Origin of the sequence: Halodesulfovibrio aestuarii DSM 17919 = ATCC 29578 (assembly GCF_000384815.1) — a bacterium.
GTDB classification, from domain to species: Bacteria; Desulfobacterota; Desulfovibrionia; order Desulfovibrionales; family Desulfovibrionaceae; genus Halodesulfovibrio; species Halodesulfovibrio aestuarii.
The window spans coordinates 641,411-657,776 of record NZ_ARQF01000020.1 but is presented as its reverse complement, the minus strand read 5'-3'; the positions used below and the strand labels follow the sequence as shown (position 1 = coordinate 657,776).

At 45.8% G+C, this 16,366-nt stretch carries 12 protein-coding genes and 1 pseudogene; 5 read left to right on the top strand and 8 right to left on the bottom strand.

Annotated elements, in window-relative coordinates; translation table 11 throughout:
• Positions 1 to 499: 499 nt before the first annotated feature.
• Entirely contained in the window at positions 500 to 1,333 is an 834-nt protein-coding gene (locus F461_RS0108905) for a sugar phosphate isomerase/epimerase family protein (protein WP_235633757.1), read from the top strand.
• A 346-nt stretch (positions 1,334 to 1,679) separates the two neighbouring features.
• Here the strand turns inward: F461_RS0108905 and F461_RS0108900 are convergent, their stop codons facing one another.
• Genes F461_RS0108900 through F461_RS17570 form a run of 3 tightly spaced genes read right to left on the bottom strand, consistent with a single transcriptional unit; the run spans position 1,680 to position 7,573 of the window.
• The gene (locus F461_RS0108900; RefSeq protein ID WP_020000808.1) at positions 1,680 to 4,853 is read right to left on the bottom strand and encodes an efflux RND transporter permease subunit; all 3,174 of its coding nucleotides are present in this window, start codon (positions 4,851 to 4,853) and stop codon (positions 1,680 to 1,682) included.
• Between the two features lie 3 nt (positions 4,854 to 4,856).
• Entirely contained in the window at positions 4,857 to 6,128 is a 1,272-nt protein-coding gene (locus F461_RS0108895; protein WP_020000807.1) for an efflux RND transporter periplasmic adaptor subunit, read from the bottom strand.
• Positions 6,129 to 6,133: 5 nt separating this feature from the next.
• Positions 6,134 to 7,573 carry an efflux transporter outer membrane subunit gene (locus F461_RS17570; RefSeq protein WP_020000806.1) on the bottom strand — a complete coding sequence of 480 codons (1,440 nt, stop codon included), beginning with the start codon at positions 7,571 to 7,573 and terminating at the stop codon, positions 6,134 to 6,136.
• 343 nt (positions 7,574 to 7,916) lie between these two features.
• Between F461_RS17570 and F461_RS0108885 the strand changes: the two genes are divergently transcribed.
• Positions 7,917 to 8,972 carry a glycosyltransferase family 9 protein gene (locus tag F461_RS0108885; RefSeq protein WP_020000805.1) on the top strand — a complete coding sequence of 352 codons (1,056 nt, stop codon included), beginning with the start codon at positions 7,917 to 7,919 and terminating at the stop codon, positions 8,970 to 8,972.
• A 103-nt stretch (positions 8,973 to 9,075) separates the two neighbouring features.
• Positions 9,076 to 9,459, top strand: a complete 384-nt coding sequence (locus F461_RS0108880; protein WP_020000804.1) for a Spy/CpxP family protein refolding chaperone — start codon at positions 9,076 to 9,078, stop codon at positions 9,457 to 9,459.
• Between the two features lie 58 nt (positions 9,460 to 9,517).
• On the opposite strand, the gene F461_RS0108875 is transcribed toward F461_RS0108880, so the two are convergent.
• From F461_RS0108875 to F461_RS19185, 5 genes are all read right to left on the bottom strand, one after another.
• Positions 9,518 to 10,081 (bottom strand): TetR/AcrR family transcriptional regulator, encoded by a 564-nt coding sequence (locus tag F461_RS0108875; RefSeq protein WP_020000803.1) that lies wholly within the window; start codon positions 10,079 to 10,081, stop codon positions 9,518 to 9,520.
• 96 nt (positions 10,082 to 10,177) lie between these two features.
• Positions 10,178 to 11,296 (bottom strand): butyrate kinase, encoded by a 1,119-nt coding sequence (gene buk, locus F461_RS0108870; protein ID WP_020000802.1) that lies wholly within the window; start codon positions 11,294 to 11,296, stop codon positions 10,178 to 10,180.
• The gene (locus F461_RS17565) at positions 11,296 to 12,222 is read right to left on the bottom strand and encodes a bifunctional enoyl-CoA hydratase/phosphate acetyltransferase (protein ID WP_020000801.1); all 927 of its coding nucleotides are present in this window, start codon (positions 12,220 to 12,222) and stop codon (positions 11,296 to 11,298) included. The genes buk and F461_RS17565 overlap by 1 nt, the downstream gene beginning before the upstream one ends.
• 20 nt (positions 12,223 to 12,242) lie before the next feature.
• Positions 12,243 to 12,722 carry an acetolactate synthase small subunit gene (gene ilvN / locus F461_RS0108860; RefSeq protein WP_020000800.1) on the bottom strand — a complete coding sequence of 160 codons (480 nt, stop codon included), beginning with the start codon at positions 12,720 to 12,722 and terminating at the stop codon, positions 12,243 to 12,245.
• A gap of 252 nt (positions 12,723 to 12,974) precedes the next feature.
• Complete coding sequence (locus F461_RS19185) at positions 12,975 to 13,280, bottom strand: hypothetical protein (protein ID WP_143154775.1); 306 nt, start codon at positions 13,278 to 13,280, stop codon at positions 12,975 to 12,977.
• A gap of 547 nt (positions 13,281 to 13,827) precedes the next feature.
• Between F461_RS19185 and glmS the strand changes: the two genes are divergently transcribed.
• Positions 13,828 to 15,651, top strand: a complete 1,824-nt coding sequence (gene glmS, locus F461_RS0108850) for a glutamine--fructose-6-phosphate transaminase (isomerizing) (RefSeq protein WP_020000798.1) — start codon at positions 13,828 to 13,830, stop codon at positions 15,649 to 15,651.
• A gap of 468 nt (positions 15,652 to 16,119) precedes the next feature.
• Positions 16,120 to 16,275 (top strand): annotated as a pseudogene (locus F461_RS19045) (transposase); the annotation flags it as partial.
• Between the last annotated feature and the right edge of the window lie 91 nt (positions 16,276 to 16,366).

The window sequence follows — 16,366 nt, the reverse complement described above, 5'->3', positions numbered from 1 at the left end:
GTCCTTTCGATGAAATATTAACTTGTCCTCAGACACCCCTTAGCCATCAGTCTCCTGAAAAGTTCCCCAACTTCAAGAGAAAAGCAGAACCGCGCAGAACTGGCCATGCGGCCTAAGGGCACTGTGGCAGTCTGGATATGTATGCGGTTGCACAGGCAACGTAAAAAATACGAGGCCTGATAACTCAGTAAACCGGAGGCTAGAAAGCCTACCGATCTGGTATGAGTTATTATCATACCGACGGGGTAGGGTATTTATAGGATTTCGTCAAGAGAAAGGGAGTGGGCGAGGTATGGTTTTTTGTGTGTAACAGTCTGAAAAGATAATAAAAAAATATTTTGTGCGAAAATATACAAAAAAAGTAGGATTTATTGTCCAACGGAGCAGTCGACAATAGTTTCAATTTTTTTCCAAGGTAGTGTCTTGAAAAGAAACTGTGTAAAATATAACTTCACGGTGTTTTTTGCACACGAAAAGAGACTATGTGTATGAGTTGTCTTTGGATGAAAAAAAAGGGTTGAATGGTATGAGCCTGTTTGTAAATTTGCCGCTTAGTTATGCTGCTAATGAACCGCGATATATTGATATGCTGATTGCACAAGGAGTGTCTCCAGAACTGGGCATGGATACCTATGCGGTTCAATATCTTGACATGGACTGGCATGTGAAAACCGCATTACGCTTCGCAGAAGCCGGGCTTTCCTGTGGGATTCATCTTCCTTTTTTTGACTTGGCACCGGGGAGTTTAAACGACCATATTCTCGACGCAACCCGTGCAACGCTGCTAAAGGCGCTCGAATTTTCACAAGCTTACGAACCAACTCATTTTGTTGGGCATCCTAAATATGAAGCGGGGCAGCACGCTCCTTATTACGAAGAGTGGCTTTCTCGTTCTTTCGAAACATGGTCTCTATTGCTTCGTGAAAGTCAATCGAACTCTCCATTTTTTCTTGAAAACACTTTTGAACTGGTACCGAAGCCTCTTGTCGATCTTGTGCAAATGTTGCCTGCCAGTCGTGTCTCCCACTGTTTTGACGTGGGGCACTGGTATTCCTTTGCTAAAGGGGCGCAGCGTAATAACCTATACGAATGGCTTGATGCTTTTTCGTCGCGCCTCGGCCACCTTCATTTGCACGACAACGATGGCTCAGCAGATCAACATCTTGCCCTCGGCGAAGGCTCTATCCCGCTTCTCGATTTGTTTGATTACATTGCGGAAAATGAACTCACGCCAAGCGCAACCCTCGAGCCGCACGCGGAAGATGCGTTTCCAAAGTCTATGGAGTTTCTTGAAGCTCACAGCACCTCTGTCTGTTTTTTAATTGAGGAATAATAGATCGTTCGGTAGTCGGACCTAGTTGTTTATTTATTCCCCCAACCCATCTTCCCAACACTGTTATTATGCGGTGGATATTCGTTAGTAGATATTTCACGTGGCGTCTCTCACTCTTTGAATAAATAAAGGCTGTCCTTCGTATGAAGGACAGCCTTTATTTTATGAATAATAGTAGAGTATAATCAGCAATACTGTGTCAGAGCGGGCTGGCTCGCTAGCAAAAGCTTTAGAAGAGTCCAGAAGCTTCCTTTTTTAAAGCGGCAGTGGGCCCCGACGAATAAGAGAGTACAGCTAGCTGCAATATCCAGTATCCTCTAGCCGCTGAAAGGTCATAACAGATTCCCTACACTGGATGCTCTGTTGCGGCTGTGGTGTCTGTCGCATGTGAACTTTTGGCCGAAACAAGCTGCGCTATGTCTTCAAACACGAGGTAGAAGCACGGTACGAGCACAAGTGTAATAAGCGTGGCAAACAAGATGCCGAACCCGAGAGAAATTGCCATCGGGATAAGGAATCGTGCTTGCCTTGACGTTTCCAGAATCATTGGTGCCAACCCACCGCATGTTGTGATGGTAGTCAGCAAAATTGGTCTGAATCGTTTGACCGCACCTGAGATGACAGCTTCTTGTGGCGTGTATCCTTCGCGTCGCAGTCGGTTTGTGAAGTCAACCAGCACGAGTGAATCGTTTACGACAACGCCGGACAGAGCAACGAGGCCGAACATACTCATAAGGCTGAGAGAGTAGCCCATGACCATGTGGCCGATGATCGCACCGACCATGCCGAATGGTATAGATAGCAGTACGATAAGTGGTTGTGTGTAGCTTTTGAACGGAATGGCAAGCAATGCATAAATGGCAAGCAGCGTGAGAAGCAGCCCTTTCACAAGACTTTGGATGCTGTCCCGCATATCTGCCTGTTTTCCTTCAAGAGAATAGTTTAGCCCCGGGTATTTTTGAAGAAGTTCAGGTAATATATCGCTTTTGACAGAGGCAATAACTTGTTCTGAACGATTGCGCGGGGTAACGTTTCCTGCGACACTCCGGATACGTTTGCCGTTTTCTCGTGTGATGGAGGTATCGGCGAATGCTCTTGTTATACGTGCTGCATCGCGCAGCAGCATCTCACCACCGTCTGGAAGCGTGAGTATCAGGTCATCGAATGTTGCAACGGATGCGCGTTCTGCTTTTGGCAAACGTACTCGTACTGTTACTTCATCCTGTCCTACTTGTTGTTTGAGAGCTTCAGCACCGTAGAAGGCGTTACGCAACTGGTTTGCAACTTCACGGGAATTAAGTCCGGCCGCTTCACCTGCAGGGAGCAGTTTGATGTCGAACTGGCGTTTTCCGCGTGCATTGCCGTCATCTATATCGCTCACGCCATTGAGCAGCGACATAGCTTCGGCCAGTTCTGTTGCTGCCTTTTCAAGCATGGCGATGTTACGATGCGAGAGCTGAATAGTGACGCCCTTACCGGATCCCGGTCCACCTCTGTCAGCAAGAAAATCTACGGTTTCTGCACCGTCAACTGTACCGACAGCTTTGCGCCACAGAGCCGTAACTTTTGATGTGGATATAGGACGTGAGTCTGGCGGTGTAAGGTAAATACGTGCCGTGAGTATGTTGTTTGCGATATCGGTGAATACGCCAGTGCTGAGTTTTTCACCGCCGTTGTTGCTGATGACATTATTTGCGGATGTAAAGAGTTGCTTTTCAACTTCCTTTATGCGTTCAACAGGTGTTCCGTATGGCATTGTGATTGAACTGTAGGCATAGTCAGACTCAACAGTCGGGAAAAGAACCATGCCCAGTCGGCCGGATAAAGCAAATCCTACAGTAATAAACAGGATTGCCAGTGCGCTTCCGAGAACTGCATAACGGTATGTAATAAGCCTGCTGATGAACGCACCGAACTGATTGGCAATGAATTTTTCAAAACGGTTACTGAAGCGTTGCTGGAATCGTATGAGCCAACCAAGCCCTGGAATTCGTGATTTTTCACTGCCGTGTGCAAGGTGGGCGGGCAGAATGAATATGCTTTCAACGAGTGAAATTAAAAATACAAATCCTACTACCACGGGGATGTATTTAAAAATTTTTCCCATTATGCCAGGTACAAAGTATAATGGAAGGAACGTGATAATGTTTGTGAGAACACTGAACGTTACCGGCATAATCACTTCTTTTGCGCCATCAATAGCAGCCTGTAGCCTGCTTTTTCCCAAATTTCTGTGGTAGTAGACGTTTTCGCCTACAACGATAGCATCGTCCACAACAATACCGAGAGTGATAATAAAAGCGAACATGGTAATCATGTTGATACTGAAGTCGGTAAACGGCAGGAATACAAATGCTCCGAAAAATGATATCGGAATACCGAGACTTACCCAGAAGGCAAGACGGATTTCAAGGAACAGCGCCAAAAATATGAATACCAGCGCAAGACCGATATACGCATTGCTGAGAAGCAGCTCTGCGCGGTCTTGGAATATTATGTAGCGGTTGTGGTGCGAGCCGACTTTCATACCCGGAGGCAGATTTGTCTTGAATTCTTCGACCACATCAAGCGCAGCCGTTGCAACACTCATCGGGGTTTGTGAGCCGATCCGGTAGACGTCAACAGAGACAGCGCGGTTACCGTCAAAACTGCTCCATTCATCTGTGTCTTCAAATCCGTCCCAAATTTTTGCAATGTCTCCAAGATAGATGGAGGCTCCGTATTTGTCCGTAAGAATTGGGATACGTTTAAAGTCTTTTGCTACAAGCTTACGGTCTGATACTCGTACAAGGATTTCGCCTTGTGTAGTTTTAAGACTACCACCACCAAGTTCAACAGATGCCTTTTTGATCTGGCTGGCAACGTCGGTGAGGGTGAGATTGTATTTGCGAAGGGTGTTGCGTGAGATTTCAACATGAGTTTCCAAATCTCGCACACCGGAGACATCAGCCTGTGTAATCTCAGGGCTTCTTAGTAGGGCATCTTCCAACTGGTTTGCGTAATCACGTAATACCAGCTCAGAAACATTCCCACTGATAACAAGGGTGAGTACACTGCGTTTTCTGGCATCGATGGTGATGCGCGGGTCTTCTGCCTCGTCAGGGAACGTAGTTATTCTGTCGACTTCTGTTTTTATATCCTGCCATACGCGGTCAACATCAGCTCCGTCGAGTAGTTCCGCCCGAATTGTTGCACTGTTTTCGTTGGCAGTAGAGGTGATGTCTTCGATGCCCTCAATGCCTTCAATCGCTTCCTCAACAGCTTGCACAATAGAGCGTTCAATTTCTTCAGGGCTGGCTCCCGGATAAGCAATGGTTATGGATACAGCATCCATTTCGATTTCCGGAAAAACTTCCTGTGTGGTGTTGGAACCGAGAACAAGGCCACCGATGAGAAGGATGAGCATAAGTAAGTTGGCTGCAACAGAGTTGCCTGCCATCCATGCCACAGGGCCGCGTGACTTTTCCGGTTCCGGCGATATTGGCTTGCGGTGCTGCGAAGCAAGAGGAGACATTTGCATAGGTTACTCCGCAGTTGCGACTTTGTTGCCGTTTCGGGCACTATTGTCAGAGTTATTAATTGTCTTTTTTTGACTTTCCTCTTTCGGTTGTTCCGCAACCGTCGGGGCACTGCCTGAGTCGAGAGCAAGAGCCATACCTGAGTATGCATTGTTTAGATTAGAAGCCACAATTGCATCAGATTCAGTAATGCCGTCTGTAGCGTAAACAGCCTCAGGAGTTTTCCAGACAATCTTGAGTTTTCGGATGGTTAGTTTCCCATCCGTATATACCCATATTTCGTTTTCATTATGTACAAGGTCTCTGGGGATTTTATAGGCAGATTGTATTGTGTTGCCTTCAATTATGACGTCAACATAATCGCCGAGCATGAGCGGCATTGAAAAATTTTGAGATCTTAGGCCGCGCGGATCGATAATGGAGACGATAACACGCGCAAGGCGGGTAGATTCTGTAAGTGTCCCCGTAAGGCGCAACACTTTGCCGGCCCATTGGGAAGTACCACCCTGGCGGACAACTTTTGCGGTAATTGAGTTACGGGACAAGCCGAGATTTTCAAGGCGATCCACAGGGACTGCGGTTTCAACCCAATATTCGTCGATGCCTACCAGAGTGGCGACAGTAGAGGAAGTGGTGACACGGGAGCCAAGGTTCGCACCGGTTTCCTGTATCATAACATCAAATGGAGCGCGTAGCGTGCAGCGAGAGACATTAAGTTCTGCCAGCTCGACGTCAGCTTTAGCTTTTTCAAGTTCAGCCTTCGCTGTTATCAGTTGCGGCTTACGTAGTGCCAGTGCTGTGCTGTATTTGGCGGCACTTTTACTTTCATCTAAAAGGCGTATGCCTTCTTTGGCCACGCGTTGTTGTCCTTCTTCCATCATTAAGTCTGCTTTGGCAGTTTCAAGAGTGCTTTTGCTTTTTCGTAGCGCAATGTCATAATCGCGAGTGTCGATACGAAGAATTACTTGGCCCTTTTTAATAATGCCGCCAGCAGCAAATTGGGGAGCAGTCCATGCAATTGTCCCGGAGACCTCCGGCTTAAGTTCAACTTCCCGTGCAGGGATTACGACCCCTGTTCCTTTTATCTGCATAGAGACACTACCTTTTTCAAGGTGGCGAACTGTAACAGCAGCAACTTTTTTGATAGCTGCTTTTTTAGCAACTTTGGGTTTGGAACCCATAAAAAACATATAGCCGCCAATACCTAGCGTAATCATGAGAGTGAAAACGACGGCGTTGATAAGTACGGTTTTTCGGGATGTAGGATTGTTCTGCATACCGGTTATATCCCCTCATTTTGATCATCAGATGAAGACTTCTGGACATGTGCAAGGCTGTATGTCCAGCCGCCCCCTAGTGCTCGATACAGCGATATCCGGAGCTTGATAAGCTCTGCTTGCTGTTGGATCATTTGTCTTTCAAGACTTTGTACGTTTAAGACTTCCTGCAGCAAAGGCAAGTAGCCGCTTTGTCCTTGAAGGTAACGCAGCTGGGCATCTTCAAGTGTTTTTGCAGTAGCATCACGCTGTGCTGCTATGAGCCGTAAGTACTCCTGCTGCTGCTCTTCATTTATAAGCGCATCTTCAACTTCTTGTATCGCTTCTGAGACTGTCTGGCTATATAACGCTGCCTGTTCTTCCACGACTGCGCGAGTTCGGGCAACTTCCGAAGCTCGTAGGCCGCCATCTAACAACGGCTGCATAATGTTACCGGCAAGGGTAGTTGCCCAGTTGTTGAAAAGCACTGCGGCAACGCTGCTGCTGAACGCTGCGTCTGCGTTGAGTGTAAACTGGGGTAGCCTGTTCGCTCTTGCCTCAGCAACGCTCCATTCTGCTGAGAATAACTGGTATCCGGCAGAGCGGACATCAGGTCTGTTTACCAGCAGGTCTGATGGTAATCCTGTTGGCGGCAAAGCAATAAGCTTCGGTAATTCTTTCTGGATAATTGTAGGACGGTCCAGCGGCGTGCTCCCGATCAGTACAGAAAGTGCGTTAAGGAGCACTTGTTCTTTTGCGATAAGTAGCGGTAACTCAGATTGGCTTGATGCCAGAATCTGGCGTTGCTGCAATACGTCTACAGATTCTGCAAGCCCGTTTATAAAACGCAGCTCCTGAAATTCCAGTCGCTTCTTGTTGTTTTCAATCTGTTCATTAAGAATAGCGATTTCTTCGCGAACCCGCAGCAAGTCAACCCATGTTTCGGCCACGGAGGCTGCAATGCTGACGGCTGCTGCATCAAGATCTGCCCGGGTTGCATAGAACGTTTGTTCACTGGCACTACGTTGGGCTTCAATGCGCCCCCACAGGTCAACCTCGTAGGCTGCTGCAGCACCAAGTTTATATTGCTGTGTGTCGTCGTAGTAACTAGGTTTTCCGGTATTTTCTTTTGTGCCGGTTCGTCCCGCTTTAGCTCCGCCTGTGATATCCAACGTTGGATACAGGTCAGCACCGGCGCGTTCTAAGTTGGCGCTTGCCTGTTTTAACCGGGCGTAGGCAATAGTAATACTGAAGTTATCGGATAGTGCCTGCTCAATAAGCGCATTTAGCTCCGTGCTTTTAAAGCTTTCCCACCATAATTTGTCGGACTTTTGCCCTGCAACTTGAATTGAATACGGTTTATCGAGTCGAACTTGAGGCTGTATGGTGTGTGTCGGTGCAAAAGGAGCGCATGCAGAGCACAGTAAGATGCTCAGAATAAGCGCAGGAAATATATATTTCGGCATACAGTCCTTCTTAGGGCGATATGAATGGTTAGTTAGATTGAAATAGCAGTTGCTAACGCGTCAAGTCATGGCAGCTTTTTTGTTGCCATGTCAACAGTGAGGTGTGAAATTAAGAAAACCTTATACTCAAGCAGTCACTTTTTAAAGCTGAAAACTGTATTGATTTTATACAGTTCACAGCAATAATGTTGATTTAGCTACTTAGGTGAGCAGGAGTTATCAGGTCGTTACTGTGACATTTTGTTGGAATAAGTAGATGCATAGAACGCGTTGACGATGTTTGCCGAGGACATTATATTATCAGGTCGCATATAAATTATTGCATTTATCATTTGGAGTATCTGTGACTGACAGCACCATTATCTTAGATCCCGCGAAAGTAAAAAAAATTCTTGTTTGTCAGCTTCGGCAAATTGGCGATGTTATGCTCTCCACACCAGTGGCTGAGTTGCTTGCCCAGAAGTATCCTGATGCAGAGATTCATTATTTTACAGAAAAAAAATGTGTCCCTGTTCTTCAGAATAACCCGTATATTTCTAAAATATGGGCGTTGGATAAAAAAGAATTATCTAACATTATTAAAGAATTTGCATTTTACAAAAAAGTTGCCCAGCAAGGATTTGATTTGATGGTAGGGCTACAACACCTTCCACGAGTACGCTGGATTTCTTATCTCACAGATGCACCTGTAAAATTAAGCTATCATTCCTCATGGATTAACGACATCGGGTATACTCATCTCACTAAAGCGAAAAGTGGGTATGCATCGGAGTCTAAAACTGCGATTCTTGCACCGCTTGGAATTAAGTGGAACTGCACGACCCCAAAGCTGTTTCTTACAGAAGAAGAACGCGAGGCAATGTCTGCGCGTTTGAAGGAGTGGGGAGTAACCGCTGAACATAGGTTGATCACTATTGATGCTACCCACCATGACCTCGGACGGAAATATCCTGCTGAAAATTTCGCAAAGGTCATCAGTATCCTAGCTAACAGGCGTAAGGAGTTGCGCTTCGTTTTATTGGCCGGTCCCGGTGAAGAAGGTATTTTTGATGAAATCCTGAGTAACTGTGATGCACCGGAAGCGGTTATTGTACCTTCGCCAAGCTTGCAGTTGCGTGAAGTCGCCGCTTGTCAGGAACGGAGTGTGCTTCATTTCGGTAACTGTTCTGCTCCTCGCCATATGGCTGTTGCGGTTGGCACACCTACTTTTGTTGCCCTTGGTTCAAGCAGTGACTCATGGCGGTTCCCGTCTAAGGAGCATCTTACAGTGAATTCCGACATAGATTGCTGCCCGTGTAATAGCACCTCATGTTCTATTGGCTACAAGTGTCTTACTGAACTTGATCCAGAGTATGTTGCGGAAAAACTCTTGGAACATCTTGATCATGTAACTGATTAGTTTCATGAAAATACTATGACAACAATCCGTTATCCTTACATACTAGCCTGAGATGTGAATTCGGCAAGGTTTGCTGCATAAATTTATATAATGAGAGGCTGGTATGAAAAGATTGCTGATGGTGTGTGTGGCTGTATTGGCGGTAGCGTTGTGTTCTTCTGCTTTTGCTAAAGATTATCCACATAGTAAAAAGACTCCGGAGCAACGTGTAGAGCGTTTGACAACTATGCTGAATTTGACGTCGGATCAGCAGGCAAAAATCAAAGATATCATTATACGCAGAGATGCAGAGATGGAACCACTTTTTAAGTCACTTTCTGAAGCAGACGATAAAGAAGAGCAGAGGGAAATCAAGATAGATATCTTAGAACAGCACCAGCGTTATAGAAAAGAATTGAATGATGTGCTTACGGATGAGCAAGAGCAAAAGTATCAGGAATTTATACATAGCCGCATGCAGGGACAGAAAATACGGAAAAAAAGTTAATTAAAAAAAAAGGAGAGCTATGCAGCTCTCCTTTTTTTATGCGCAAAAATCGTGCTGTCTAAAAGCCCTTGATGGAATTAAGACAAAAAGTAACAGCAGCGTCTGAAATCTGCTCATGTTCAGGCCAGAAGATGCGGCGGCGGTTAAGCCCCGCAAGTAGCCAGGTGATGATTTCAGCAGTGCTGTCTACTTCAATGTCTTCGCGAACTGTACCGTCCTTGATGCCTCGCTCAAGACATGCAACGATAGTTTGTTTCAGTGCATCAGTGACACTGTCCATAGCAATCTTAGCGCTTGGAATTGTCGCGTATGTGGTAAGGATAACTTTGTATCCAGTTTCATGTTCATTGACGAAAGACACAACGTCATGAATGAGTGTCTCTAAAAGGCAATAGCCGGATTTCTGGCGAGCCTTTATCTCATTAAGCATGCCCTTATACTCAGTAATGAGTTCTTCAATAATTTGATCAAATATCTGCTGCTTGGATTTATAGTGTCTGTAAATAGCAGCATCTGTCACGTGCGAAAGCTGCGCAATAAGGGCCACAGTTGTGCCCTTAAAGCCTTTATCTGCGAAGAGTTGGCGTGCGTTATGAAGAATTAGTTCTTTTGATGAACCCATGTCTGCCCCACGGTGTTAAATTATGGTCCCGTAATATACGGGAACCGTATTCATGCTTATTAGTAGAAATATGAAGGAAAATCAATGCGTTGTGAATTATAGTAAATCTTTTGGAGTTCCTGTGTAGTCTCGTGCGGTTTCTTTGCCTCGAAGTACGCGTAAAACGCCACCCGCAAGTGCATGCATCTCTTCCACAGCGGGGAAGATGAAGGCAGGAGCAAGCGGTGGCAGATTGTTTATAATAGTTTCAATGAGCTTTTTACTGTTTGCCATGCCACCGGTGAGCACAAAACCGTCAATGGTAACAGGTGCATTTTCACCTTCGTCAAGATGCATAAGTGCAGGAATAAGTCCTGATAGTTCTTTCGCAATGCAGTATGTAAGAGCTTCAAATACCAGTTGTGCTTTCGTATCGCCTTCGGCCATACGTTTTTCTACAATGCGCAAGTCATTTGTGCCCAAGTGAGCCCAAAGGCCGCCTGTTTTGAGAATACGTGAACGTAACTCTTCGTATGTAAAGATACCATTTTTGACGAGATCAAGTACACCCAGAGCTGGTAGACGACCGGTTCGTTCTGGTGAAAATGGTCCGTCTCCTTCCAGCGCATTGACTACGTCACAAATTTTACCGTTACGGTGTGCGGCTACGGATACTCCACCGCCCATGTGACATACAAGAAAGCGGCAGTTTGAATACTGCTTTCCCAGTTGTCCCGCTGCCTTTCGTGCAGCAGCCCTTTGGGAAAGGGCATGAAAAATACTACGGCGTGGAAGTTCCGGTAAACCACTGAGACGGGCGCGGCTGTCCATTTCGTCTGTAACAACGGTGTCGACAATATATGCCTTTACTCCGTGTTCTTTTGCGAATTCCAGTGCTAAGGGGGCACCAAGGTTGCAAGCATGTTCTCCATATCGAGCGGAAGCTAGATCGGACAGCATGGCAGGCGTGACATTCCATGTGCCTCCCTGCATAGGAGCCAGAAGTCCTCCACGGCCCGCAACGCCATCAAATTTTATGGTGTCCATGCCATATTTTTTGAGAACTGCTTTAATAGTACTGCGTCGAAGTTCCATTTCCTCCATAGCAGCGCTAAAGGCAAGGGTTTCATGTTTTTCATGTTCTGCCGTGTGCGAGAAAAGTTCCTTTTCCCCATCAAAAACAGCAACTTTGGTAGATGTTGAACCCGGATTAATAACCAGAATACGCTCAGCCATTAAGGCGACTCCTTTTCACCCATAGCCATAGTAATGGCAAGTGCAATAGAATAGAATTTTGTACGGTCAGTATCACCACGAGATGGAAGTACAATAGGTACTTCGCTGCCGACAACCATGCCGGCCATATCCAGATTCATGAGTGCGGTAAGCGACTTGTATAAGATATTGCCGCTTTCGATGTCCGGCGCAACAAGGATGTCTGCTTTGCCTGCCACCGGATTGTCGACACCTTTGCATTCAACAGCGCGCATAGAAACGGCAAGGTCGAGTGCAAACGGACCGGCAACGAGAGCGTTGCCGAATTCGCCCTGTTCAGCCATTTTTGCAACCATCTGGGCATCGAGGGTTGCGGGCATTGCAGGGTAAATAACTTTTTCTGTTGCTGCGAGCATTGCAACTTTGGGCTGCTCAATTTTGAGTACTTTTGCAACACGCAATGCGTTTTTAACAATATCAACTTTACGTTGCATGTTTGGTGCAATGTTGATCCCGGCATCAGTAACTATCATGAGCCGGTCAGCATTCGGAGCGTTGAAGAGCCCTACATGGGAAAGAACCCCTTTTGGGGGCATTCCGGTCTCTTTATTAAGAATACCGCGTAATAGTATGTCGGTATTAACTTTACCTTTCATAATGGCGCTGGCATGGCCGTTCTTGACCAGCTCAATACATTTAGCCACAGCTTCGGTTGGATCCGGTACGTGATATTTTTCAAATGGGGAAAGATCAAGATCACGTTCCGCAGCAAGTTTTTCTGCAAGCTCTAAGTCGCCAACAAGAATTGGTTCTGCAATTCCTTTTGCATTTGCTTCTACGCATGCACGTAGCACAAAACCTTCCGCACAAGATGCAACTGCGAGTTTTGCACAAACGTGGCCTTCAATAATGTACTCTGCAAGGGACTGAAGGGAATTAATAGGCATAGTGTATTTCTCCTGCCTATTTATTCGTCGCCACGTTTAAGAGCAACAACGCCGGTTCTGCATAGGCTGCGGATGCCATGCGGGCGTAGCATCTTTATAAGACCGTCAACTTTGTCTTCATCACCTGTAATTTCGATGGTGATGGTCTCCTGCCCCATGCTTACAACATCTGCACGGAACACTTCAAAAATTTGCATTACCTGAGTCATAGTGTCTTTAGTAAAGCCAACTTTTATAAGTGCCATCTGGCGATCAACAAAGTCATTACGTTCAAGGGTATCTACTTTAGATACCGCAGCGAGGTTCGCAATGTCTTCAATAAGAGTTTTGATAGTAGCAGAGTTACAATCAACAGTAATAACAAGTTGGGAAACGTCAAATTCCTCTGTCTCTGCACAGGAAATGGATTTGAAATTTACGTTACGATCTCTAAATACAGCTGTAACGTCTGCAACAACACCCGGCTGGTTGTTAACCAGCGTTGAGATAGTATAAATCATGTAAGACTCCTTACGACCTGTGACTCTTGTAGTGTGCTAAAATTGAAATAGCGGTGGCACTGTGAAAAAATTACGCAGTGGTCAGCAACTTCTTCCTAATATATTCAACAAAGATAGGAAAGCTTGAGCCAAGGAAAGTACACAAGTTAGTGATCACAAACAAGCGAGTATATAGTCTATTCTACTGTTGAGACAATAGCAGGGCTACCGTAAAAACGATAGCCCTGCGAAATGTTCTATAATGTTGAATTGTTATAGGTCAAAGCGGCCTTTTTCGTCCATGACCGGGCAGACAAGGTCAACTCCGGAACGGATATGAAGATCCATTAAGGTTCGTAAAGAGTAGGGAGTATGTCGTGATAGCCGTATAATGAACGTTCGTAGAAGCGATGGCGTAGCACGTCCCTGCAAGTAAAGACGACGCATCCATTGCCACCGTGCTCTGTACGGATAGCATTGCTTTATGCCTGTTGCCTGAACAGCTCGATCCATCGATTCAATTGCTAAATCGCCTCGGCGGACGAGTTGGAAGTCGATATCTGGTACTCGCTGTCCCATATCATCACCTCGCGTTTCGCTAAAAAGGGGGGATTTCCCATCATATATTTCTGCCATTCTGAATAGGCAGGAACAATTATTGTTTCTGGAGTTGAAAAATGTATACTCATACTGGTAACAAAATGAGTGGAATACTTTTTATGTTCAGGGGAGGTTCGTTGAAAAGGGGGCGTTTAGTTTTCGTAGTAACTTCAGTGTCGGAGTACTGTAAAAAAGTGGATGACGCGCAATATCGTTATGACGTTAAGGTGAGCTCGTAGCAGAGCATATTTGCAGGGTACAATTGTATGATTTTTATGCTGAAGAGGTGAACACACATTGTTTCCTTTGTCTGAACGCATTAATGTGGTTGCAGGTTGTTGGAGACTTGTTTGTGTGAATTTGGAGAAAAACGGAAAGAATATTTCCAAATATATTTCTATAACAAGTAGTTAATATTACTGTTTCCGACTACTGTAGAGACTGTGTGCGTTTCTTGCCTATTGTTTAGAAAGCATATACATCATTGGAAAATAGACTAAATCTCTCGATAATAGGAGACGTATATATGTGTGGAATTATTGGGTATACAGGCCATAGACCTGCTGTTCCCCTTGCAATTGAAGGACTGAGAAGCCTCGAATATCGTGGATATGATTCTGCTGGAGTGGCTTTTGTTCAAAACAAAAAGCTCACAACTGTCAGGGCAGAAGGCAAGCTTATCAATCTTGAATCTAAGCTTGAATCTATGAATGTTTCGCTCGCTACCTCTTGCATGGGACATACCCGTTGGGCAACACACGGCGCACCGATTGAACGCAATGCCCATCCACATAGTTCATGGGATGAATCGCTTGCGATTGTTCATAACGGTATTATTGAGAACTATCAGGAACTGAAAGAACGTTTGACGGCCAAAGGGTACGGATTCCGTTCTGATACTGATTCTGAAGTATTTTGCAATCTCATTGCTGAAGGCGTTAAGCAGACCGGTTCCCTTGAAAAAGGGCTTAGCTGGGCAGTAAACGAGGCAGATGGAGCCTATTCGGTTCTTGTTATGGAAGCGAGCAACCCGGGTGTTATTTACGGTGCACGCTGTGCTTGTCCGTTTGTTCTGGGGGTTGGACAGGGAGAAAACTTTGTCGCCTCAGATGTCCCGGCGTTCCTTGCCTACACTCGTAATGTCGTTTTCCTTGAAGACGGGGAAATGGTACGCATTGATGCGAATAGCTGGACCGTAAAAGACGCACGAACACTTGCTCCGATTGAGAAAGAAGTTCACCACATTGAATGGGATGTGCAGTCTGCCCGAAAAGACGGTTATAAGCATTTCATGCTGAAAGAGATTTTTGAACAACCTCGGGTTGTGAAAGATTGTCTTGCCGGTCGGGTCGATTGGCAGAAGCAGGAAGCTGTTTTGCCGGAATTGAGCGCAATGCCTGTTCCAAAACGCTTGCACATTGTTGCATGCGGTACAAGTTTTAACGCCGGTATGTGGGCGCAGCATCTTTTTGAGAGCTGGGCGCATATTCCTGTTTCCGTTGAAATCGCTTCTGAGTTCAGATACCGCGACGTTATTCTTAATGAAGGCGATGTGGTTCTGGTTATCAGTCAGTCCGGTGAAACCGCGGATACTCTTGCTGCACTTCGTATCGCGAAAGAGCAGGGGGTTCCGGTTGTTGGCCTTTGTAATGTAATTGGTTCATCCATAGCACGCGAATCTGACGTTACAGTGTATACACAGGCCGGCCCTGAGATTTCTGTTGCCTCTACCAAAGCTATGTGTTCCCAAATGGCTGTTCTCCTGCTTATGGGGCTTGCATGGGCAGATCGTAAAGGCTTGCTTGATGATGTACTGCGCCGTGAAATATTTGGCGGTCTCCGCAAGCTTCCAGATCTGCTGGAAGCGGAATTGCCGCGCATTCGTGAAGAAGCAAAACGTCTGGCTCGCGAATACTCTACGGCTCAGAGTTTCTTCTTCCTTGGTCGCGGTGTCGGATACCCTTTGGCGATGGAAGGCGCGCTCAAATTGAAAGAGATTTCGTATATTCATGCTGAAGGGTATGCTGCCGGAGAAATGAAACACGGCCCTATTGCTCTTATTGATCCGAAGTTTCCAACATTTGCCATTGCGTTGAATGATAAGTTTTTTGCTAAAGTTAAGTCTAATCTTGAAGAAGTTCAGGCGCGCGCAGGTGATGTAATTGCATTGACCAACCCTAACTCCGATCTTTCTGTAAAACATAAATGGGTTCTTCCGGACTGCGTTTACCCGCTTTCATCATTTTTAGTACTTCCGGCATTACAGTTGTTTAGCTATGAGTCTGCTGACTACCTTGGTAAGGACGTTGATCAGCCGCGCAACCTTGCGAAGAGCGTTACGGTAGAGTAATTTGTTGATATAGCGCGGTTAGTTGTTGTGAGAGAATAATAGCGCCGTACACTAGATAGTAACGTTATATACTAAAGCCGTTCCTTTTTGACTGTAACTATGGTCAAAAAAGGAGCGGCTTTTTTAGTGTAAGAGATATTTTTCAGAATTATTATAGTTAGATTTGTTCGTTCAGGAGCTTACCCCCAACGTATATGCCTGATGGAATGCGTGGCTCCCTGTGGCAGCTCCTTCGTCCCATGCTCTGGTGACGGACATGACACCTTTTTCCTTAGCTCCGCTGAAACTTCTGGTGAAAATTTTCAGACTTTCCACAGAACATTCCATCTGGGAACTGCCTCCGGCGCAGGACACCGCGCAGTAGAACTTCTTGCCGCGAAGCATGGGATAAAGGGGGCATGTAAACCTCCCGTAAAATAAGATCAGCCGAAAGAAGAGATTTTCGTTAACCTGTATCTTATTAAGGGGATAGGAACGCAGCAGAAATTTCGATTCACTGAAAGTCAGATAATTCGGATTCTCAAAGAAGTTGAAGGCGGCAGAAAGGTAGCTGAAGTTTGTCGCGGGCACTCTGTAAGCCAAGCCACTTACTACAAGTGGAAATCAAAATACGGCGGGATGAAAGTTTTTGTGCCCGATCAGCGTGCTCCACCACCCCGCTATGGTGACTATGATGATCTCTGCGAATTTGAACAGGCCGAATTGTTGTTCCGAT

Coding starts and splice junctions, on each gene's coding strand:
- F461_RS17570 (WP_020000806.1), bottom strand. CDS start 7,573: ATGCCGAAATATATATTTCCTGCGCTTATTCTGAGCATCTTACTGTGC.
- glmS (WP_020000798.1), top strand. CDS start 13,828: ATGTGTGGAATTATTGGGTATACAGGCCATAGACCTGCTGTTCCCCTT.
- buk (WP_020000802.1), bottom strand. CDS start 11,296: ATGGCTGAGCGTATTCTGGTTATTAATCCGGGTTCAACATCTACCAAA.
- ilvN (WP_020000800.1), bottom strand. CDS start 12,722: ATGATTTATACTATCTCAACGCTGGTTAACAACCAGCCGGGTGTTGTT.
- F461_RS0108875 (WP_020000803.1), bottom strand. CDS start 10,081: ATGGGTTCATCAAAAGAACTAATTCTTCATAACGCACGCCAACTCTTC.
- F461_RS0108895 (WP_020000807.1), bottom strand. CDS start 6,128: ATGCAGAACAATCCTACATCCCGAAAAACCGTACTTATCAACGCCGTC.
- F461_RS17565 (WP_020000801.1), bottom strand. CDS start 12,222: ATGCCTATTAATTCCCTTCAGTCCCTTGCAGAGTACATTATTGAAGGC.
- F461_RS0108880 (WP_020000804.1), top strand. CDS start 9,076: ATGAAAAGATTGCTGATGGTGTGTGTGGCTGTATTGGCGGTAGCGTTG.
- F461_RS19185 (WP_143154775.1), bottom strand. CDS start 13,280: ATGGGACAGCGAGTACCAGATATCGACTTCCAACTCGTCCGCCGAGGC.
- F461_RS0108900 (WP_020000808.1), bottom strand. CDS start 4,853: ATGCAAATGTCTCCTCTTGCTTCGCAGCACCGCAAGCCAATATCGCCG.